The sequence below is a fragment of the Petrimonas sp. genome (assembly GCF_963921705.1).
GTDB lineage: Bacteria > Bacteroidota > Bacteroidia > Bacteroidales > Dysgonomonadaceae > Petrimonas > Petrimonas sulfuriphila.
This window is the reverse complement of record NZ_OY997410.1, coordinates 25386-48478: the sequence shown is the minus strand read 5'-3', so window position 1 is coordinate 48478 and position 23093 is coordinate 25386. Positions and strand designations below refer to the sequence as shown.

Annotated in this window: 17 protein-coding genes; 2 read left to right on the top strand and 15 right to left on the bottom strand. The window is 45.5% G+C overall.

Translation table 11 applies throughout. From position 1 onward, the window contains the following. Positions 1-5 precede the first annotated feature (5 nt). From AACM02_RS00160 to AACM02_RS00090, 15 genes are all read right to left on the bottom strand, one after another. The gene (locus AACM02_RS00160) at positions 6-641 is read right to left on the bottom strand and encodes a hypothetical protein (RefSeq protein WP_339115694.1); all 636 of its coding nucleotides are present in this window, start codon (positions 639-641) and stop codon (positions 6-8) included. A 117-nt stretch (positions 642-758) separates the two neighbouring features. Further along, positions 759-2645, bottom strand: a complete 1887-nt coding sequence (locus AACM02_RS00155; RefSeq protein WP_339115693.1) for a SusD/RagB family nutrient-binding outer membrane lipoprotein — start codon at positions 2643-2645, stop codon at positions 759-761. Between the two features lie 29 nt (positions 2646-2674). Beyond that, on the bottom strand, positions 2675-6046 hold the full coding sequence (locus AACM02_RS00150) for a SusC/RagA family TonB-linked outer membrane protein (protein WP_339115692.1): 3372 nt from the start codon (positions 6044-6046) through the stop codon (positions 2675-2677). Positions 6047-6338: 292 nt separating this feature from the next. After that, a complete protein-coding gene (gene trxB, locus AACM02_RS00145; protein ID WP_339115691.1) occupies positions 6339-7280 on the bottom strand; it encodes a thioredoxin-disulfide reductase in 942 nt (313 codons plus the stop codon). Between the two features lie 123 nt (positions 7281-7403). Then, entirely contained in the window at positions 7404-8048 is a 645-nt protein-coding gene (locus tag AACM02_RS00140; protein WP_339115690.1) for a LolA-like putative outer membrane lipoprotein chaperone, read from the bottom strand. A 91-nt stretch (positions 8049-8139) separates the two neighbouring features. Beyond that, on the bottom strand, positions 8140-10650 hold the full coding sequence (locus AACM02_RS00135) for a DNA translocase FtsK 4TM domain-containing protein (RefSeq protein ID WP_339115689.1): 2511 nt from the start codon (positions 10648-10650) through the stop codon (positions 8140-8142). Positions 10651-10795: 145 nt separating this feature from the next. Further along, on the bottom strand, positions 10796-11014 hold the full coding sequence (locus AACM02_RS00130) for a hypothetical protein (RefSeq protein ID WP_321716201.1): 219 nt from the start codon (positions 11012-11014) through the stop codon (positions 10796-10798). Positions 11015-11209: 195 nt separating this feature from the next. Then, entirely contained in the window at positions 11210-11710 is a 501-nt protein-coding gene (gene tpx, locus AACM02_RS00125; RefSeq protein WP_214063397.1) for a thiol peroxidase, read from the bottom strand. A gap of 171 nt (positions 11711-11881) precedes the next feature. After that, complete coding sequence (gene uvrA / locus AACM02_RS00120; protein WP_332456975.1) at positions 11882-14701, bottom strand: excinuclease ABC subunit UvrA; 2820 nt, start codon at positions 14699-14701, stop codon at positions 11882-11884. 39 nt (positions 14702-14740) lie between these two features. Further along, positions 14741-15712: a lytic transglycosylase domain-containing protein gene (locus tag AACM02_RS00115; RefSeq protein WP_339115688.1), complete on the bottom strand. Its 972-nt coding sequence runs from the start codon at positions 15710-15712 to the stop codon at positions 14741-14743. Positions 15713-15938: 226 nt separating this feature from the next. Further along, on the bottom strand, positions 15939-17222 hold the full coding sequence (gene eno / locus AACM02_RS00110; protein ID WP_214063422.1) for a phosphopyruvate hydratase: 1284 nt from the start codon (positions 17220-17222) through the stop codon (positions 15939-15941). A gap of 181 nt (positions 17223-17403) precedes the next feature. Then, positions 17404-18015 (bottom strand): MarC family protein, encoded by a 612-nt coding sequence (locus AACM02_RS00105; protein ID WP_339115687.1) that lies wholly within the window; start codon positions 18013-18015, stop codon positions 17404-17406. Positions 18016-18082: 67 nt separating this feature from the next. Next, entirely contained in the window at positions 18083-19270 is a 1188-nt protein-coding gene (locus tag AACM02_RS00100; RefSeq protein WP_339115686.1) for a hypothetical protein, read from the bottom strand. A gap of 70 nt (positions 19271-19340) precedes the next feature. Next, positions 19341-20009, bottom strand: a complete 669-nt coding sequence (locus AACM02_RS00095; protein ID WP_339115685.1) for an OmpH family outer membrane protein — start codon at positions 20007-20009, stop codon at positions 19341-19343. A 21-nt stretch (positions 20010-20030) separates the two neighbouring features. Further along, on the bottom strand, positions 20031-20249 hold the full coding sequence (locus tag AACM02_RS00090; RefSeq protein ID WP_321716202.1) for a hypothetical protein: 219 nt from the start codon (positions 20247-20249) through the stop codon (positions 20031-20033). A gap of 184 nt (positions 20250-20433) precedes the next feature. Between AACM02_RS00090 and AACM02_RS00085 the strand changes: the two genes are divergently transcribed. Then, positions 20434-21903 carry an aminoacyl-histidine dipeptidase gene (locus AACM02_RS00085; RefSeq protein WP_339115684.1) on the top strand — a complete coding sequence of 490 codons (1470 nt, stop codon included), beginning with the start codon at positions 20434-20436 and terminating at the stop codon, positions 21901-21903. Between the two features lie 66 nt (positions 21904-21969). Further along, complete coding sequence (locus AACM02_RS00080; protein ID WP_339115683.1) at positions 21970-23013, top strand: endonuclease/exonuclease/phosphatase family protein; 1044 nt, start codon at positions 21970-21972, stop codon at positions 23011-23013. The last annotated feature ends 80 nt before the right edge of the window (positions 23014-23093 follow it).

The following is a 23093-nucleotide window of genomic DNA, read 5'->3' as shown; positions in this document are numbered from 1 at the left end:
TAGTTTTATTGCAAGCAAAAACCGATAATTCGTATTGCATCGGCGGGATTTTTGAAATTGAGTTTTTCGTTTTTTGTGAATGCCTTTATTTCTTCTTTCCTGTTTGGAAAATATTTCAATAAATCTTTTTCGTTTCGGCACCTGACTGGCTTGTCGTCTATGTATATCCAATAAGCATTTGCATTTTCACGTTCAAACACTTCCGCGGTTTGAATTTTATATTCGTTGTTCGTCCAATGCGCAGTATTTATCGTTTCTACTTTGTTTTGAGTAATTTGTCCGTAGGCTCCCCTGTTTCCCCTGTACTTGTCTTTAAGCACCCAGTCAATAAAAATTTCGCTGTTTTTCGTGTGTACAACTTCCAGATACACCGTATGTAACGGAATAAATTTTTTGTCAGCGATATACACAGTATCTACCTGATTATAGTTGAGTAAAATCATCTCATCATTATTTTGCAGGTACATCATTTTTTTATTTGCCGTATCGTAATTGAGCTTTGCCGAAGTCCTTGCCTTGTTTTTCATCAGGACAATGCCGTTCAAGTACTCATCGAACAGCATCATTCTTTTCTTTTGTGCATCTAGCTGGGTGGCAAAGAACAATGTTATGACTGAGAGAAAGAAAATTATTTTATTCACTTCTGTTTTAATTGACCGTTTAAAAGTTGTGTAAAGATACTTTTTGTGAGGGAAACAAAAAAATCAGAGCCGAAAAAACAGCTCTGATTTATAGTAAAAATAAGAATGGGCGTGTTGTTATTTAGGACCTTGACCAAACTGGGGGGCATTGATATCCTGCCATACCCTTTCGGAGTTCAATAACGTGCCATCCTGGCTTGATCCCGGGGTAAAGCCTTGTGACTGATAAGCGTCGATCAGGATTTGATACATCAGATCGGTCGGAGAGGGCGAGCCTACTTCAAAGCGACGCGGAATAGCATTGTTGGGGACGCTCGTGAAATTCTCCCACTCAATCAGCGTAGAGCTTGATTTCGGGCATCCTGACCGGCGAACAGTTACAAATTGATCGTTCGGGGACAAAGTGAAGTGCAACAATTGCTGTATGTAAATTTTTTCCAGATCCAACGCCGTGTTTCCGGTTAGTTGGTAATCGGCATTTGCCAGCATAGCATCAATCTCTCCATTTTGCAAGTCAATTACTTTCTCGTTCGGATCATAGTCGTACGTTTTGCCGTAATAAGGGATTTTATTCAATTCGGCCAATCTGTCGTATTCTTCTACGGAAGCCCTTAACGCTTTGTTGAAATACTCCGATGCTGTTTTGGGCAGGTTTGCGCCCAGTAGCTTAAACTCCGCCAGGTAGAGGTTCACTTCAGCCGTTGACATATACATGCCGTACCACGGGTTGTTGTCCAGGTCTTGTATGACCGGCCCGCCGGGGAGTGTGGGCAGTGTGAAATCGTAACGGCCAATGATCATCTCCTGCTGAAATCCGGAGAAAGGGGTATACGTTTTCTCTGCATCTCCAATCTTTAATTTAGAGCGGTTACTGTAATCGAAATAATCACCGTATACAGCGGGGTTTTGTGCTGCGTCCATTTCCACCGGCAATCCGTAGTATCGCACCCAGGGTTCTCCCATGCCTTTCCAGGATACGAATGTTTTTTTACCTCCTGCCTCAGTATAATTTACATTATCCAAAATATAGGCAGGAACGGCTTTTCCCTGATCGAAAAATCCTTGTACGATTGTTGAGTTCCAACTGTTTTTTCTGTAGAAGAAACGGACGCGGGGGTCCTTGTTTTTTAGCATGAAATCAACTACTCGCTGGCTGGATGCCGTACTTTCAAGAAAACCGTTGTTCCAGTGATAAACTTTGTCGCCATCGTCTTTCGTAATAGCATTTGCCTTGTTGAAAAGGAAGTCATCTGCACTTCCATCCAGTACACCCACCGGAGCCGATGCCACCTGCGATGCAATGGAAAGCGCTTTTGCTTTGTCTTGAGAAATTAGCCGGGAAGCAATTTTCAGTTTCATCGAATTGGCTAATTTTGCCCATTTAGCTACGTCGCCCTTATAGACAACATCCTGGTTTGGAGGAAATATCTGATCCTTGGATGTGGTTAAGGTTGTTGCCGCATTGTCCAATGTTTCGAGCCACAAATCGTAAAGGTCGGATACCTTATCGTATTTCGGGGTTAATGTACCTCCGTAACGTGCCCTGGCAGCTTCTGTGAAAGGACGGTCCCCGTACATATCGCTATCGAAAATACCCAGATAAACAGTTAGAATATCCACACAGGCAGCCATGTTAGCATATTTTGCCGCCTCTACCGGATCTATATTGTTGCGGATGTTTTCAATGTCGCGGGCATATTTCAATACTGCTATGTATTGCGAACCTTGATCACCTGTGGCAGTAGTTTGTGTATAGGTGGATGTAAAGCCACCGGTTGGAACACCCATCTGTCCCCATTTGTAGGTCATTGCTGCGTTGTAGAACCAAAGAAGATAGCCGCTCGGTTCAAAACTGATTACCGACTGTGCAAAAAGATACGAAATATTGGCATCTGTAACCTGAGAGGGGTTGGAGTTGATTTTTGCCATATCGTCACGGCAACTTGTCGCTATGAGAAGCAACCCACTCAGGAAAATTGTTACGATATATTTTATTTTTTTCATTGTTCTGTTTATTTTTAATTATCAAACAATTAAAATCCCATATTTATGGTAAACATGTAATTGGCTGTAAAGGGCGAGAATGTACGTACACGGAATTCCGATACTGACGTGCCTCGAACCGATTCAGGATTTTCACCGTTAGGCATGTTATTGAGCAGATAACCCAGGTTACGTCCGGTGAGGGATAAATTTAGGTTGGTTGCTCTAAATTTCTGTGCTATTGCCTGCGGCAACCTATAGCTCAATGTTACTTCACGTAAAGCGATATAGTTGAGTTTAGATACCCAGGAGTCGTTTACTACACCTTGTCCCCAGCTGTTGGTGAAGTAGTGCCACGGAGAAGCGTGAGTGGGTTCAATTTTGCCTTTTTCAAACAAAGACTGATAGGTTTCGCCTCCGTCTGCCACTACGTACTTAGTGCCGTCGGGTTGTGTGATGGAAGTTCCTCCGGCAAGTAAGCCCTCCGGTATAAGTCCGTCGTTGTAGGTTATGTTGTCGTATTTAGATGTCCATGTAACTCCTCCGTACTCGGGAGCCGAATATTTCAGTGAGGCTTCTGTAAATCCATACGAGGTGCCGTAACGAGATCCGTAAGAGGCAACGTATCCTCCGAAACGCATGTCCATTGAAGCCCGCAGACTCCAGTCTTTGTAGCGAAGCCCGGTAGAAACGGATCCCATGAAATCGGGTACCATGGAACCGATAATCTCTGCTTTTCCGCTTCGTTTGTAATAGGCAAAACGTCTGCTGTCTGACCAGTTTAAAACCGGCAGCCCTGTTTTTTCGTCTATCGCTTTTTTAGAGTCAGACATCAAGATACCGTAAGATTCACCTACTTTTGCCACGGATCCGATGCGGTAATTCCCGTATGCCACGTCGCCGTCCAACCGGATATAGTCTGCCACGTTCTCGTGCAACGAAATAATTTTGTTGTTATTTTTAGTGTACGTAAAATCGAGTGTCCATTCCAAATCCTTGCTTGTGTAGGGAACCGTGTTAAGCGCTATTTCCACACCTTGGTTCTGAATATTGCCGGCATTTACGAATTGGTTGCTGATGCCCGATACGTAAGGTACGGCTATCGACATGATCTGGTTGTAGGTATTTTCTTTGTAGTAAGCCATATCCAAATTGATCCGATTGCTGAAGAAACGCCAGTCCAATCCGACTTCCCATGCATTCTTGCGTTCCGGTTTCAGGTTTGCGTCATATACGGTAGAAGGTAATTCCAACGAATATGTTTTCCCGTTGTTGGTTGTGGAAGTTGCCATTGAATAGGCTGTGTTGATGATATAAGGGCTGGTATCGTTTCCTACTTGTGCCCATGACCCGCGAATTTTCATGAATGATATCCAGTCCGGTAGGTCTAATGTGTTGTGCGCCAGCCATGAGCCGGATATAGAGGGATAGAAGTAGGAGAATGTACCGTGTCCGTCTGAATATACGAGTGAAGAAGACCAGTCGTTGCGTCCGGTGATATCTACAAATACCTGATCGGCCCAGCTTGCACTAAACTGTGAAGCAATTGAATACATTCTCTTTTGGCCGCTGATGTATCCATCGTAACCCACATTGTCTTTTGAGTTTCCGATGAAGAATTGTCCGGGAACTACCAGTCCTCCATTTGTCCAAAGCCGGCTGTACTGTTCCGTGTTGTTGTAATACTCACCACGTAAAAATCCACCGATTGTCCAATTACCGAAGCTTTTCATTGCGTTGAGCGTGCTGTAGAAATTTGTCTGTTCTTTCGTATATTGAGACGTTGAGTAATATCCTCCTTCATTAGCGTATCCACTGCCTAATTCCTTGCTTTCGTCACGCGTGTAGTAGTAATTTAAATTACCTTCCGTAGTTAGGTCAAGCCAATCGGTCAGCTGTACCCTTAAAATAAGTCCGGGCCGTACCGAGGTTTCTTTTCGCCTGTAATCGTTTTCGTAAATATTCCACCAAAGCCCTCTTCCAGGAACGGAACCGTAAACGTCACCATATGAAGTGCTTGCCAGTCCGCCATGCTCTCCTTTGTATTTATCTTTTAAAAATTTCGAATCGTAGGAGCGCGACCACGTTCCGTCAATAAAATACTCCCCAATGTTTGGTTGGGCATTTCTAGGCATAGAATTGGCAAACGAGAGTGTTGCTTCCAAGCTTACCCTGTCCGTGATATTGTGAGAAGCCTTTGTTAAAAGTGTTAATCGTTTGAAATCGTTGTTGGGCAACGTTCCCTGATTGTGCAAAAAACCCAAGGAGGTGTAGAAAGTGGTTTTATCGTTTCCGCCGCTGATCGCTACATTGGTGTTGGAGTTAAATCCTAAATTATACGCATCCTTAAAGTTGTTTTTAACAGGCAGGTAGGCCCGATAGGATTTGTCGTAAAATTCAATTTCGGATCCATCGTACTTGGGTCCGTATCCTTCCCAGTCCCAGTCGCCCATCAACGTATGTTTTCCGTCGGCGTTCAACATGAATTGGCGTTGGTTGTCGAACTGGTAATAGGTGCCGTCAGGTTTCTGGGTGCCGTAATCTACATAGCCAGCCATGGCACCGGGGCCATAAACGTTTTGCATTCTTGGTTGTTTGTATACATAATCAGTACCGAAAGTTTGTGATACCTGTATGCCAAGCCCTTTACGGCCCTGTCCACTCTTTGTAGTAATGACAACCGCTCCGTTCAACCCCCTTGATCCATAGAGTGCCGTTGCAGCAGCACCTTTCAATACTGATACGGTCGCAAAATCTTCGGGGTTGAGGTTTTTCAATTCGTTTCCGTAGTCGTTGGCTGCTTGGTTCCAGTCTGCATCACCTGAATTGGATATTGCGTTGTCAAGAATAACGCCGTCAACAACATAGATAGGCTGGTTGTTCTTACCTAAAGTGGATGCTCCACGAATCAATATTTTGGTAGAGCCAAACATACCACCGTCAGACTGGGCAATTTCAACCCCTGCGACTTTCCCTTGTAAGGCTGCAACGGGATTGATAATGTTGGATATCAACTCGTCGCCTTTCAGCTCTTTCATCGCATACCCCAACGCTTTTTGCTGACGTTTCATCCCCAACGCCGTCACGACTACTTCGTCCAGCAGTTCACTGTCGGCCGTGAGTACTACTTCAATGGTTGTACGCCCGTTCACCGGAATAGTCTGAGTGACCATTCCCACGTAACTGATCTGCAACGAACCGTTGGACGGAACATTGCTTAATGTATACTTACCGTCAAAGTCCGTTACGGTTCCCCGGCTTGCATCGCCAGCGACAATTACTGTTGCGCCGATGACTTCAAGCCCCGTGTCGTCCGTTACAGTACCACTTACGGTTACGTTTTGAGCAGAAATAGAAAAGGCAAATACACTCAACAGGAGTGTAAAAAAGCCTTTTGTCGGAAAAAGATTTTTACTTTTCATTCCCTCTAGTTTTTAAATTGATTTAATAAGTAATCCAGGCTTGTGCGCGTGTTTAAAAATAACTTTTTGTCTTTGTGCTGTCGTGAGGTCCTTTTAATGATGTGATTTTTTGTTTTAATTAATAAAAAGAAACCAGCAAGTTTCAATATGCTCGCAAAGATAGGTTCTTTTGTTTTATTGCTTAAATATTTTAACAAAAAAATAGTTGTTTAATTTTAAACAACTATTCACTACCGAGCCTTTGTTCTTAAAAATAATTAATTAGAAAGGCCGCTGTAACTGCCGAAAGGAATCACAATCCTTTTTCCGACAGGTATCTCTCGGCATCCATGGCGGCGCGGCACCCCATCCCTGCAGCTGTAATAGCCTGACGGTAATGCGGATCGGCGACGTCGCCTGCGGCAAAAACACCTTCGATGTTGGTTTTGGATGTTGGATTGTCTATCTTGATGTATCCCACCTCGTCGAGTTCCAAAAAGCTTTTAAAGATGTCGGTATTGGGTGTGTGTCCGATAGCTAGGAAAAATCCGTCGATGGCGAGATCAATTTTCTCTTCATCGGGTTCGCCCATACGTTTTACCAGGTGCACTCCTTCCACGCCTTTTTCTCCGTACAGCCCTACGGCATTGTGTTCGAAAAGAATTTCGATTTTTGGATTGTTCATTACCCTCTCCTGCATGATCTGGGATGCGCGCAGGTAAGGCTTACGCACAACCAGGTAGACCTTGTCTGCCAGTCCCGACAAATAGGTAGCTTCTTCACAGGCGGTATCTCCGCCTCCTACCACGGCCACCTTTTTTTTGCGGTAGAAAAAACCGTCGCAGGTGGCGCAGGCAGAAACCCCTTGTCCGGCGTATTTGGTCTCATCGGGCAGCCCCAGGTACTTGGCGGTTGCGCCGGTAGAGATAATCACCGTGTCGGCTTCAATCATGTGCTCGTTGTCGATCGTTACCTTAAACGGGCGTACCGAAAAATCCACGGAGGTGGCTCTTCCCGGAAAAATCTCAGTCCCGTATCGCTGAGCTTGTTTTTTAAGGTCTTCCATCAGTTCCGGCCCGGTAATTCCTTCGGGATAGCCGGGGAAATTTTCCACTTCAGTAGTGGTTGTCAGCTGCCCACCGGGCTGTAGTCCTTCAAATAAGACGGGCTCCAGGTTGGCACGCGAAGCATAGATAGCTGCTGTGTATCCCGCGGGTCCCGACCCGATGATCAGGCATCTTACTTTATTCCTCATAGTCGTAATATGTTTAAAAAACCTTCCCTTTGTTTGAGAGAAGGCAGTACTGTTAATAATTGGCTCAAAGGTACGATTATTCTTCTATACGTGAAATGGATATAGTAAATTTCTATCGTCCATTTATCTCAAATCCACAACTTCAACTCCTTTGTGTTGGTCTTTGTTGAAGATAAATTCAGTATCGGTGAAATTATAATTGGTGTTGTAATCGTTGATATCAATTTTGTTTCTCATCCCGTTTTTCAGGGTGATATCCACTTGTAAAACGGAGTTGTTTTTTTTCTCGATGGCCACGGAGATTTCTTTGAAATCACTTTTGCTTCCCGTTGGAGACATGTTTATAACGAATGCATTTTTCCCGTTAATGATTTCCGATGCAGGGGCGTCCAGCGTGAACCCGGTTTTATACATGCTCAGCAAGGCCAGTGGGCTGATGGAGGCAACCTCTTCGTTTGAGGGGTGGCTGACGTTTACTTCGTTGAGTTCTTTCATCAAAACCCACTGGGTTTTTCCGTCGAACCAGGTATCGATGGTTGACGTTTCGATTTTGAACTTGTTGCCTTTTACCCGTGCCGTCCCCTTCTGGGGTTGGTATGCCGTTCCGTTTTCGTCGGTGGTGGTAATGTTAAACGTCATTTTGATGCCGTTGGAATTTTCATAGGTGCTGTATGCTTTATCTAAGATATTCCGGGCGTTTGCGGCAGGTTGTGCGAATCCAGTAGATACGGTTAATAATGCGGCAATGGCGAGTATATATTTTTTCATATTGTTCTCCTTTTAACGGGTTTTCTGATGGGTTGGACTAAAAAGAGGGTGTTTGGTTTATTTTGCGATCCGGGTTTCCGGTTTACGGATTTTACCTCAAGGAATCCAATAATTTTTCCAGCGAATATTCATCCGAAATATATACATCGCGAGGCTTGCTTCCTTGTGCAGGGCCTACGATTCCGGCGGTTTCCAGTTGGTCCATAAGCCTACCTGCCCGGTTGTACCCGATGGAAAATTTCCGTTGGATCAGTGACGTGGAGCCTTGCTGGTGAATTACAATAAGCCGGGCGGCTTCATCGAAGAGTGTATCCCGCTCGTTCAGGTCTACTGCGCCGGGTTTATCCTCGCTATCCGCCGATACCACTTCGGGCAAGGCAAATGCGGATTCATAACCCCGTTGTTTACCTATGTATTGGGAAATATCCTCTATCTCGGGCGTATCTACAAAGGCGCACTGGATACGAATCAGGTTGCTCCCCTGCGAGAAAAGCATGTCACCCCGCCCAATCAACTGGTTGGCACCGGTAGCATCGAGAATGGTTCTTGAGTCGATCTGTGAGGTTACACGAAAAGCCATCCGGGCGGGGAAGTTGGCCTTGATGGTTCCGGTAATGATGTTGGTTGTGGGGCGTTGTGTGGCGATCACCATGTGCATACCCACAGCGCGTGCCTTTTGTGCGATACGTGCGATGGGCATCTCGATTTCTTTTCCGGCAGTCATGATCAGGTCGCCAAACTCATCGATCACCACCACGATATACGGCAGGTACCTGTGTCCGTTTTTGGGATTGAGCTTCCGTTTGATGAACTTCTCGTTGTATTCCTTAATGGCACGGACGTGGGCGCGCATCAGCAGTTCGTACCGGTCGTCCATCTCTTTGGTGAGCGAGTTGAGTGTTTGGGTTACCTTGGTTACATCGGTAATGATGGCTTTCTCCTCATCGGGAAGCTTTGCCAGGTAATGTTTTTCAATGGTGGAGTAGATGTTGAATTCCACCATTTTTGGGTCGATAAGCACCATCTTCATTTCCGACGGATGCTTTTTGTACAGCAGCGATGTGATGATCGCATTCAAGCCTACCGACTTTCCCTGTCCGGTTGCTCCGGCGACCAGCAGGTGCGGCATTTTGGCCAGGTCAAAAATAAACACCTCGTTGGTGATGGTTTTTCCCAGCGCTACCGGCAAATCATAGGTGCATTCCTGAAATTTGACGGAAGCGATAACCGATTGCATGGATACAATCTGTGGCTCTTTGTTGGGTACTTCTATACCGATTGTCCCTTTACCGGGCATTGGGGCGATAATACGAATACCCAGCGCCGAAAGGCTCAAGGCAATATCGTCTTCCAGGTTTCGAATTCGTGAGATCCGGACTCCTGCCTGCGGCACAATTTCGTAGAGTGTGATCGTTGGACCGACAGTCGCTTTTATGGAGGTGATCTCTATCCCGTAGTTACGGAGGGTGCGGATAATTTTGTCTTTATTCTCGTTTTGCTCCTGCATGTCCACCTGTCTGTTGCCGGTATTGTATACCTTGAGCAGGTCCATGGTAGGGAATGCAAATGAGGACAAGTCCTTTTTAGGGTCGTAGTCTTCCAGAATTTCCACATCCGGATCCGTTTCCTCGTTTGTATCCGACTCAGCCAGCGGTGAAGCCTTCTCTTCGGGTTTGTTTTCGGCAACCTGTATTTCGTCTTTCGGAACAAAAACCTCGAAAACGTCGTTCGCCGGCTCTTTTTTTCGGATGGGCGGGACTGTGTTCTGCGTAACGGGAAGAGGTGTTTGTTCCCTGTTTTGCAGCAAAACTTCCGGTTCGGCCTTTGTTTCCGGCTTGTCCGTCTTTTTGAAAGAGAACAGTTTTCTCCAGATGCCCGGTTTTTTTTTCTCCTCCGGTTCTTCTTTTTCGTCAAACTCGAGTTCAATGGGGGGTTGGCTCTCTTTATTTCCGTTAAAGGTGGGTTTGCTATTGATGAGTGTCTCCTGGATCTTGTGCATTGAGCTTTGTCGGAAGACAATCACGATGATAAGGATGAACAAAAGTACGAGAAGGATCATCCCCGGCACCCCGATGCTGCTTTCGAGCAGGCGCTCGATCTGACTTCCGTGAGCACCTCCCCAGTTGATATGGCTTTTGGGAAACAGACGCCCGAAGATAAAGGCACTCGTGATGGAACCGCAAACCAGCCCAAAGGCAGTGATAAGCAGCACTTTTATAAAGCTGAAGTCGGAAACCTTCATCAGCCTCAATCCTAAATAAATGACGAAAAAGGGAATAAGTATCGAAAATAAGCCGAACCATTTGTTTACCAGTGTCTCAGCTAAAAAAGCCCCGCCGGTGCTCGTCCAGTTATCTACTTCCAGTTGCTTATCCTGAGTCAGTTCCCAGAAGGATTTATTGAGCACTTTGCTTTGATCTGCCGCCCCGGTAAAAAAGAAAGAGATGATTGCCAGCAACGTGAATATTCCCAGAAAAGCAATGAGGACACCAAAAATGAAACGAACCCTTTCATTTTTTAAAAAACTGATTATGGCGGTCCTCCGCTTTCTTGCAGTGGCAGTTGTTGTCTTTTTCCTTTTTCGTTTTGTTGATTTTGCCATATATAAAAGTTCTCATCGATTTGCCATTAACCCGATGAAAAACAGGAGTTGGATCGGTAAATTTATTACAAAAGTAATAAAAAGAAACTTAGATGGAAAGCTTTATGAGTTTATAAAAAAAAGAAATGACCGGTTTTGTGTGGGATTATCTTTTCTTCTGGCCAAGTAAGTAGATTCCCCCAATCAGGGTAATGATGGCGACTCCAATTTCGACATAGGCGATCTCCTTGCCTTTATTGTCTTCAGCAGTTATTTCAATGCCGAGAATTTCTACCGATTTTGAACTCTTTTGCAGGTTTGTGATGCCGAGATAACCGAGGATGACGGCTCCCGCGATAAGAATGATTCCGATGATTGATTTCATGTTTGTTTTATTATTTTTTATTTAAGTTTCGCATGTGTTAAGATAACAGCTAATCTTCTCTTAATATTCCAGACATGCGGAAGTTCAGTGAATGGCAATTTTAAGTGTTTGTTTGTGTTGTATGTTTCTGAAAAGTGAAAAGCCCGCGAATCACTTCGCAGACTTTTCTTGTTAACACAATCTTCATGAAACAAACTACACTATCGAGTTGATTGCAGATTCATAATCCGGCTCCTGTGCAATCTCGGGAACCAGTTCGGTATATACAACTCTCCCTTCGGGATTAACGACTACCACAGCACGGGCCAATAATCCGTGAAGCGGGCCGTCAGTCATCAGCACACCGTACTTGTCGGCGAATGAGTGGTCGCGAAAAGTGGAAAGTGTAACCACGTTCTCCAATCCTTCAGCGCCGCAAAAACGGCCTGCAGCAAACGGCAGGTCTGCCGAAATGCAGAGAACGGTTGTATTGTTTAAAGAGCTGGCTTCTTTGTTGAACCTGCGGACAGAAGCAGCACAAACGCCAGTGTCCAGGCTTGGGAAAATGTTTAAAACTACGTTCTTTCCTTTCAGATCGGATAGCTTTAATTCCGAAAGATCTGTTTTTACCAGCGAAAAATCGGGTGCCAGCGAACCCACATCCGGCAGACTGCCACCGGTATTTACCGGATTTCCTTTAAATGTGATTTTTGTCATGTTGTTATTATATTTCTTTGGGTTTACATCAACCCACTCTCTATTATACTCTCTAATTATTCCTCAGAAACTATAACAAGACGATAGTTGAAAAGTTCAGGAAAACCTGATTTTTAACTTTTTGTTTTTAGAAACAGTGCTTTATTTTTAAAAACGGCTGATCCGCTTCCATCATAACTCTTCCTTCAGGTACTTTGCCGTATAGCTACCTTTGTGCTTAATTATTTCTTCGGGTGTTCCTGTGGCAAGCACGTTCCCTCCTTTTTCCCCACCCTCGGGACCAAGATCGATGATGTAATCGGCACACTTGATGATGTCGAGATTGTGTTCGATAACAATCACTGTATTTCCCTTGTCCACCAGTTTATTGAGTACTCCCAATAAAATTCTGATGTCCTCGAAATGTAATCCTGTAGTGGGCTCATCCAGTACATAAAGGGTATTTCCGGTGTCGGTCCGGGCCAGTTCGGCCGCAAGTTTTACCCGTTGGCTTTCTCCGCCCGAGAGGGTTGTGGACGATTGTCCGAGCTTGATATATCCCAGTCCCACCTCCTGAAGCACCTTTATCTTATGCAGGATGTTGGGAATGTTTTCGAAGAAATCTACCGCCTCGTTGATCGACATGTTGAGTACGTCGGCAATGGATTTCCCTTTAAACCGTACTTCCAGTGTTTCCCGGTTGTATCTTTTCCCATGGCATCCTTCACAGGGAACCATTACATCGGGTAGGAAGTTCATTTCCAGTGTTTTATATCCATTTCCTCCACAGGTTTCGCAACGTCCTCCTTTTACGTTGAATGAGAATCGTCCGGGTTTGTAACCGCGGATTTTTGCTTCGGGCATTCCGGAAAACAGGGTGCGGATATCGCTGAACACACCCGTGTAAGTTGCAGGATTCGAGCGGGGAGTCCTCCCGATGGGAGACTGGTCCACACTAACTACTTTGTCTACATTTTTTATGCCGTGCACCTCCTTGTATGGCATCGGGTCTTTCAGGGAACGGTAGAATTTCTGGCTCAGGATAGGTTGCAACGTTTCGTTGATAAGCGTAGATTTGCCGCTCCCCGACACTCCTGTTACGCATATGAGTGTTCCCAACGGAAATTGTACGGTAACGTTTTTCAGGTTGTTGCCTGTTGCTCCTCCCACAACGAGTGTTTTGCCGTTCCCTTTGCGCCGTTTCCCGGGAATCTTGATTTCTATTTTTCCGTTCAGGTAATTGGAGGTTAGCGTATTCTTCTTGAGCATCTCTTCGGGAGTGCCTTCAAAAACCACTTCGCCTCCTTTTTGTCCGGCAAACGGACCCATGTCTACCACATAGTCGGATGCAAGCATCATGTCTTTATCGTGCTCGACCACCACTACGGAGTTGCCGGAATCGCGCAGTTTTTTCAACGAATCGATCAGCCGGTGGTTATCCCGTTGATGCAATCCGATACTGGGTTCATCCAGGATATACAATACGTTTACCAATTGCGAACCGATCTGCGTAGCCAGCCGGATACGCTGGCTTTCCCCGCCCGAGAGCGATGCCGATGCGCGGGAAAGGGAAAGGTAACCCAGTCCGACATCAATAAGAAAGCGCAACCGCGAAAGAATCTCCTTGTTGATCTCTTCGGCAATGAGCTGCTGTTTTTCTGAAACGTGATCACCGGCATCTACAATCCAGTCGTGCAGCTGTTGGATATCCATGTGCGACAACTCAGCAATGTTCTTGCCGTTAATTTTGAAGTGAAGTGCCTCCCGGTTGAGCCGTTGCCCGTTACACTCCGGACAAACCGACGTCGATATGAATTGTCCCGCCCATTTTTGCGCAGAAGCCGATGCGTCATCATCCTGTTGCATATCGATGTACTTGGCAATTCCTTCGTAACTTACCATGTAGTTGGAGTTACCCAATGACTCATTTTTGATTTTCAGGCGTTCGTCGGTACCGTAGATAATTTCGTCGATAGCATCTTGCGGGATATCCCGGATGGGCGTCTGCAGCGTAACTCCGTATTTTTCGCAAATGGCAGCCACTTGCCAGAAAAACAGGTTGCTTTTTTCTTTTCCTAGCGGCACGATTCCGCCTTTGGCAATACTTATGGAGGGATCGGGGATGACCTTTTCCGTATCGATGGAGTCGATGGTCCCTATCCCTTTGCATTTGGGGCATGCGCCTAATGGTGAGTTGAACGAGAAATTGTGCGGAGCGGGTTCGTTGTAGGATAATCCGGTGGTAGGGCACATTAACTCGCGGCTGTAGTGGCGCACCTCGCCGGACACGGTGTCCTGGATGAGTATCAGCCCCGAACCCTGCTTCATGGCAGTCCTGACACTCGATCTGAGCTTATCTTCAAACTTGTTGGACACGGCTAGTTTGTCCACCAGTACTTCGATGCTGTGGTTCTTGTACCTGTCCAGCTTCATCCCCGGCAGAATTTCCCGGATCTCGCCGTCCACGCGGACACTGATAAATCCCTTTTTCCGGATTTGCTCGAACAGCTCTTTGTAATGTCCTTTCCTGTTTCGTATAACGGGTGCGAGGATGTATATTTTTTTTCCGGCATACCGGGTTAAGATCAGTTCCAGAATTTGCTCTTCGGTATATTTTACCATTTTCTCGCCCGTAATGTACGAGAACGCTTCTCCGGCACGGGCATAAAGCAACCGTAGGAAGTCGTAAATTTCTGTGGTGGTGCCAACGGTAGAACGTGGATTTCGGTTGGTGGTTTTTTGTTCGATGGAAATGACGGGGCTTAATCCGGTAATTTTATCCACATCGGGACGTTCCATTTTGCTTAAAAATCCACGGGCATAGGCCGAAAATGTTTCTATATAACGCCGTTGCCCTTCGGCAAAAACGGTGTCGAAGGCCAGGGACGACTTGCCGCTTCCGCTCAATCCGGTAATAACCGTAAGTGAATCGCGCGGGATGGTTACGTCAATATTTTTGAGGTTGTGTACGCGTGCGCCATACACTTCAATACGTTCTGTCTCAGGAGTCATTTTGTTGAAAATACGAACCTGCAAAGGTAGTGAAAAAGATCATCTTGCGATCCATCGTTCGTCGTGAATTTTTATTTTCTCCCCTTTTTTGTAGTAGAGGCTTTCCCGGGTGGGGATAAGGACAGTATAGTTTTTTCCTGATTTATTGGTGAGCTTGGCATCGCGGAGCCACGAATTGAAATCCTTTAGTTGGGCATAGGTGATGCCGTTCTCTTTGGCAAACGATGCCAGGCTTGGAATGGCCGAGGAAACCATGACTTCCTTGAACTCCATGGGTTTATACAGTTGATCGCTACGAAGGACAAATCCGTATTGTGCCGGGTTTTCAAACAGGGTTTTAATAGCCAGCATACGGAAATAATAACGGGTTGTTTCTTCCACCAGCCATAAATCAAGCGCTTTGTCGGTTTGCTGCTTGGTGAACTCGCTGGTGATCCTTGCTTGTCCTCCGTTGTAGGACAAGGCGGCAGCGCTCCACGAACCGAGCTTCCGGTACGCGTCTTTGAGGTACCGGCAAGCGGCGACGGTTGATTTCTCGATGTGGTAACGCTCATCCACTTCGGGCGATACCTCAAGTCCGAATTGTTGAGCTGTACCCGACATAAACTGCCACAATCCGCTGGCACGGGCCGGTGAGACCGCCCGGGGGTCGAGGCTGCTTTCAATCACGGCAAGGTATTTTATATCATTCGGCACCCCTTCTCGTTTTAAAATAGGCTCGATCACCGGGAAGATACGGTTTGCGCGTTTGAAGAGGAGCAGGGTGGTGGAGTGAAAGTAGGTGAAACTGTTCAGTTCGCGGTCCATCCGCTCGTGGAGATCGTACCGGTCGAACACGATCTTTTCACCCGCGAACATCATCTCTCCGGGAACATCAACCGATGCCGTCATGGAGAGTACTTGCGGACGTTCCAGTTCTACTTTCTCCGAATCGTTGTTCGACAAGGTCATAACTGTGATAATACTCACGGCTACAATAGCTAAAAAAATGTATATGATGTTTCTTTTCATCGGTAAGGAATGTTATAATACGGATTTATTTGTGTCAAATATACAACTATATTAAAGATACTCCAACTATTCATTAAACTTTCTCATGCGTTGCGATCGATTCATGGGTTCTCTTATAATTAGCGTTGATTGGTTAGGGTGTAACCCAAGCAGGATACAGGACAGAAAGAAAAAAGGGCATGACGGCAAAGCCGGCACACCCTTTCACTGTTGATGGTTTTTTCTCTTATCTGATTTTCTTGTATCCGTAAACGGCTCTGTCGCCCAATTCTTCTTCAATGCGGAGCAGCTGGTTGTATTTAGCCATACGGTCTGAGCGGCTCAGCGATCCTGTTTTGATTTGTCCGGCATTGGTAGCTACGGATATATCGGCGATGGTAGCATCTTCGGTTTCGCCTGAGCGGTGAGATGTTACGCTGGTGTATCCGTGGCGGTGTGCCATCTCGATGGCGTTCAACGTTTCGGTCAGTGTCCCGATCTGGTTTACCTTGATAAGAATGGAGTTTGCACAACCCAGTTCAATCCCTTTGCGCAGGAAGTCGACGTTTGTTACAAACAAATCGTCACCTACCAGTTGGCATTGCCCTCCGATTTTATCGGTCAGAAGTTTCCATCCGTCCCAGTCGTTTTCGTGCATCCCGTCTTCGATGGAGTCGATCGGGTAGTTGGTGATAAGTTCCTGCAGGTATTCAGCTTGCTCGGCCGAAGTACGTTTTTTACCGTTGGGGCCTTCAAATTTGGAGTAATCGTAAACGCCGTCTTTATAGAATTCAGAAGCGGCACAGTCGAGAGCAATCTTTACATCTTTACCCGGCTCGTAGCCTGCATTTTTAATAGCGGTAAGAATGGATTCCAATGCTTCTTCGGTTCCTCCGGCCAGGTTCGGGGCAAAGCCGCCTTCATCTCCTACAGCAGTGCTGAGCCCTTTGTCGTGAAGCACTTTTTTGAGTGCATGGAAAACCTCGGCACCCATCCGAAGTCCTTCGCGGAAAGAATTCGCTCCAACCGGACGAATCATAAATTCCTGGAAAGCGATGGGGGCGTCGGAGTGAGAACCGCCGTTGATGATATTCATCATGGGAACGGGCAACACGTAAGTATTTGTTCCGCCGATGTAGCGATACAGGGGCAATCCTAAATAATTGGCTGCAGCCTTTGCTACGGCAAGCGAAACGCCCAGAAGTGCGTTGGCACCTAAGTTCGATTTGGTTTTTGTTCCGTCGAGCTCGAGTAGCCTGGCATCGATTTGTGTTTGTTCCAGTACATTTGTTCCCACCAATGCCGGGGCAATAACATCGTTGATGTTTGCCACCGCTTTCAAAACACCTTTACCCAGGTATCTCTTTTTGTCGCCATCGCGAAGCTCCAGCGCTTCGTTTTCACCGGTTGATGCTCCCGAAGGGACTGCAGCGCGTCCAAACGCACCCGACTCCGTTAATACGTCAACCTCTACTGTGGGATTGCCTCTGGAATCCAACACTTCACGTCCTAAAATACTTACAATTCTCATGTCGTTTTTAATTTTTATATTGAAAAATTTAGTTCTAAATGATTGTTTAATAACCTAATATTAGCGAAAAGTCTGTTTTACAAATTAACGTACAAATATACGTTTTTTTTGTTTATCCGGCCGGGGTTCTGACGTTAAATATTGCTTACGCAGCAAATAATTTCATGCTGCAATCTTATGTTTATAACGCCTGCGACTGGATTGATGTTATCAGCTCATTAAGGTTCGACGTGATGAGACGAACAGCAATAGCTAAGAGGATTACCCCGAAAAATTTACGTAAAATAAAAACGCCGCCTACCCCCATCAATCTTTTCACTCCATCTAAATAACGCAACACCACATAGACAAAAGCAATGTTCAGGATGACAGCGATGATAATGTTGATCGTGTTGTACTCGGCACGCATAGCCAAAAGCGTTGTGAAGGTCCCGGGGCCGGTAATCAGTGGAAAAACCACCGGTACAAGCGTTGCCGAACCGTTTCCGGAAGTGTTTTCGTCAATTTTAAATATTTCTACGCCGAAAATCATTTCGATGGAAATAATCAAAATCACCAGTGCGCCAGCGATTGCGAACGACGAAAGATCCACCTGGAAAAGTTTGAGTATGGCCTCTCCTATGAAAAGAAACATGATGAGGATGATGGTCGAATAAAACGAGGCCTTGAACGGCTCAATGGTTTTATTCTGACTCCTAAGGTTCAGGAATATAGGAACTGAGCCCGTTGCGTCAATAATGGCGAACAGGACCAGGAAGGCACTGATTATTTCTACAAAATTAAATCCGAGCATACCGGGAACATTTTTTTTGATAACCTTTGTTAAACCGGGTGCAAAGTTATTAAAAAAGAGCCAATTCTCAAAATGAACGGTTCGATTTCTCGATCTGTCGGGAAAGGGCGTCGTAAGAAAAGTATGTTGGGTGGGAAAAATTCAGGTATTTTATGATCTTGAAAGCATTGAAATGGTGAAAAAATCGTTTTTCGAAGGCTTGAAATGTGGCACTGTTCCGGTTGCATTCTTCAATCTCGGAAACCACATCGTTCTTTTCAGAAAATTCAATTATCGCCGGATGCAACAGGGATATTCTCTGCCGGATAAACCCGGTGTCCTGTTTAAAGAAAGATTGCCGCAGGTCAAAAAAATCTTTTAACGCCAGAAAAGCGTTGAAGTGATAAGTTTTCATCTGTCCATCAGGTTCGTCTGCAATTTTTTGCAACGCCGGGCCTGTACCGAACGGGATCCTGTCGGAATACCGTGCCATGGGATAAACAAAAACATCGTCCAGCCTTTCGACTCTTCCGAATGCAAAAACTTTTTGCAGGAAATAAAAATCTTCACCGCCCTGTTGTCGTCCCATTCCTCCGACACGTACATACGCATCCGCTGCAACTGAAAATGCCGAGCCGATGGTGTGGTGGGGGTACGGAAATCCGATGAAGTGTAGCATTTGGCTGAAATAAAGGATGTGTTGCTCGTATTGGCGAACGGCGTTTTCGAGTCTTCTGTCGTTGTCTTCCACCCGGTGGTGGAAGTTTTGCACCGTACAGCAGGGAGGGGCTGTTTGCCGATAGGCGGCCGAAATACCGCTCAGGAAATTGGGAGAGACGGTGCAGTCGGCATCCAGGGAGATTATTGTCCCTTTCGGGTTATGTGTGTGCTGGAAATGTTCGACAGCCAAGTCCATCCCGATTTTTCGGGCAAGGCCCACGCCGGCATGTTTTCGGGGAAGATTTTCGAAGATCAACGGGAAAAACTGAAGGTTGCCCCGGCTGTTTTCAGTGGCAAAAACACTAACTTCTTCGTACGTTTTTCTGTTTTGAAGGACTGCTTCTTTTTCCGACCGAACACTGGAGTTGATAATCACCGCCACCAGTGTTTTTGTTTTAGGTGTTGCGCACAGGCAAAGGTCCTTCAAGGTTACCAACACATCTTTCTCGTCATAACACGGTATAACCACAACCGTGTCGGCAGTAACGTCTTGTGGAAGCCTGGTTTGCAGGTATTCGGGTTTTTGTATTTCCAGATAGGCTTGCCAATGTTTCATGCTACAAAAATAAAAAAATAAGGCTCTTTTTGCAAAGAACCTTATTTATATTCATTTGATCAGGTAGATTTTACTTGGTTTCGGTTGCAGCGGGAGTTTTTGTGGATGCTCCCGGGTTGCCCGTAGAGGTTGTTGGACCGTACTTTTTATTCAGGAATTCAGTCACTTCCTGGGTGATATCGTATTTGTCGTCCGCAAAAAGAATGTTGTCGGATCCTGTGTTGCTGTAGATGATCTGATAACCTTTGTCTTTGTTGAATTCCACTAAACGAACCTTTACCGTATCGGATAATTCCATATTGAGTTTTTGCTGTTCCAAAGCAAACTCCTGACTTAATCTTTCAGCCATTTGCTGATATTCCTGCTGCATTTTTAAGATGCGTTGCTGCTCCTGTTCAGCTCTTTCCTGGCTCAGAAATGCGTTGTTTTGAAGCTTGCGCTGGAATTCCTGTGCAGCTGCATTCAGTTGACGTTCTTTTTGTGTCAGGCTTGCACGTGAACTCTCTTCGGTTCTCATCAAGGCTTCGTTCAGGTCTTTTGCGAAGTTATAATTCATCAGAAGAGAATCTACATTCACATAAGCAACGGGCAGTGTAACGGAAGAATCGTTCATCTTCGTAATAAAATCTCCTTTTCTTGCGCCGCTTTTTCCCGGTGCGGAAGTGAAATGCAAGATGTATAAAATAAGGATTGCAACAGCTAAAATCGCCCCAAAAATATAGGCATTATTCTTCTTCATTTTCTCAAAAAATTGTGTGAGTTAGACTTTTTCTTTTATTATTTTTTCAATCAGACTTTCTCTGTTCGATGCTTCTCTGTCTTGCGATGTAGCGCAACTTATTCCTCTGTCTCTCATGGCCTTACTTCCGCCGATGTGCGTGTTGGGAAACTCGCCTTTTTTTGTAAAAAAAACTTTTATACCCATTAGCATAATGGCTATAAAAAGGATAGCGATACCCAGGAGTAAAGTTTTTATCATTTAATTCTTAATTTTGTGGCGCAAAGATAGTTTAAATAGCCAATTAAAACTCATTTTTCGTATTAAAGATGCTAAAATTTTCTGTTTTTTGCGATTTTCATTCCTGTTTTCCGACTAAAGCATAAACAAGAAAGCATTTTATATGTTAATATAGATTATACAGTTATTTTAAAAAACAGATCGTATGAATATTAATGAGCTTGAGCCGAAAATCGTATGGAGTTATTTTCACGACATCACACAAATTCCACGGCCATCGAAAAAAGAAGAGAAAATTATCGCTTATCTGCTTAACTTTGCCAAGGAGCACAACCTTGAGGCCAAGAAAGATAAAGCCGGTAATGTGCTGATCACGAAAGAAGCAACGCCGGGCAAAGAAAATGTGCCGACAGTTATTCTGCAGTCGCATGTGGATATGGTGTGCGAGAAAAATAGCGATGTTACGCACGATTTCGATAACGACCCGATTGAAACTATCATCGATGGCGACTGGGTTAAAGCAAACGGGACAACTCTCGGGGCGGATAACGGTATCGGGATTGCCGCACAGTTGGCAGTGCTTGCCTCAAACGATATCGCTCATGGCAAGATCGAAGCGTTGTTTACCGTGGATGAGGAAACCGGATTGACCGGAGCCAATTCGTTGGAGCCCGGTTTTATTACCGGGAACGTTTTATTGAACCTGGATACGGAGGAAGAGGGTGAGATTTATATCGGTTGTGCCGGAGGAAAAGGGACAAGAGCCTACTTTAAGTATAAAGAAAAGGATGCGCCCAAAAAGTACTTCTGGTTTAAAATTCAGGTGAAAGGACTTCGTGGCGGACATTCAGGAAGCGATATTGATAAAGGGTTGGGTAACGCCAACAAAATCCTGAACCGGTTTTTGTACTCCATTATGCGCAAGAAGTACGGTATGGTGCTATCAGAAATTGGTGGAGGAAACCTCCACAATGCTATTGCGCGTGAAGCGTATGCAGTGGTGGGTGTAAAAGATAAATACAAAGAAGATATGCGGGTGAAACTGAATGTCTTCCTTGCCAATGTCCAAAATGAATACAAAAAAACGGATCCCAACCTGGATATCCAGCTCGAATCGGTACAGATGCCCTCTAAGATTATAAAAAAAGGTGTTGCTGAAAAACTGATACATTCCCTGTATGCCTGTCCACACGGGGTAATCGGTATGAGTTTTGATATCGACGGATTGGTGGAGACCTCCACCAACCTGGCATCAGTGAAAATGCTGGAAAATTATACCATCGAGGTGGGTACCAGCCAGCGTAGTTCGGTGGAGTCACGCAAAGACGACATCGTCAATACGGTTTCCGCCGTCTTTGAACTGGCCGGTGCAAAAGTGGTGCACAGCGAAGGATATCCGGGTTGGCAACCGAATACCGATTCCCAGATTCTGAAACTGGCAAAGAAAGAATACAAGAACCTTTACAATAAAAACGCCAAGGTAAAAGCTATCCATGCCGGCCTGGAATGTGGGCTGTTTCTAGAGAAATACCCTCAGTTGGATATGATTTCCATTGGTCCTGATATGACGGATGTCCATTCGCCCGATGAAAAAATGAATATTCCCTCTGTGGGAAAATTTTGGGATTACCTGGTCCGGATCCTGGAAAGTGTCCCTGCCGAAGGGGAGGAATAAATCAATAGTTATCTTTGATGCTTCGGTGGCGTTCTTGATGACAAAATATGGAGATTGTGTCGTGTTATGAGAAAAATTCTCCTGATGGTCTTTCTTTTTTTTTCTTGTGTGCTGTTTTCCTTTTCACAAACAGGCTTCCGCATTATGTTTTATAACGTGGAAAACCTTTTTGACACCATCGATGATCCGCTGAAAAACGACGACGAGTTTCTCCCCGATGGCCCCATGAACTGGCAGCCCTGGAAATACTGGGAGAAGCTCAGAAACATAACGCGTGTAATTACTGCCATTGGCGGTATGTATTCCCCCGCCCTGGTGGGGCTTTGCGAAATTGAGAACGACAGCGTTGTGTATGATCTTGCCCGGCGGTCGCCACTTCGGGCGCAAGGGTATGAATATATCGTCACACACTCTCCCGATGAGCGTGGTATGGATGTGGCTTTGCTTTATCAGCGGCATCAATTCAACCTGCTGGATAAAAATGAATACGAGGTTGTTTTCAGCGATAAAGTTGTACGCCCCACACGAAATATACTGCACGCTGCCGGGAGAATCGTTTCTGGTGATACCCTTGATGTTTTTGTTTGTCATTGGCCCAGCCGGAGTGGTGGCCAGCGCGAATCCGAGCCTGCCCGGCTGGATGCGGCAACCCTTTTGCGAAGGAAGGTCGACAGCCTCTTTATGATCAGAAAAAGCACCCATATCGTAATTATGGGAGATTTCAATGACGGCCCGCATGACAAAAGCATCTTCCGGATGCTGAAAGCAAAGAGCCGACGTCATTACCGTTCCGACAAAGAATTGTACAACCTGTTTTTTCACCGGCTGAAAGAGAAAGACTTCGGCACCTATTTCTTTCGGGGAAGGTGGGAGGTGCTGGATCAGTTCATCGTGAGCGGAAATCTGTTGAGGGAGGACAACAGGATATATATCAAGGGAGGTGAAGCGCATATCTTCAAGCCTGACTTTCTGCTGCAGGAAGACAAAGCCTCCGGCATAAAACGTCCTTACCGAACCCATTACGGCCCGAGGTATGTCGGCGGTTTCAGCGACCATTTGCCGGTTTATCTTGATATTGTAATAAACTCTTGTCCGGATAGTGTACGTTAAGCAAAATGGGTAGAGTCGAACTCGGTTGAGGCATACCCTAGCGGAGAAATGAATAAGTAAAACCATATTATTCGTAAAAT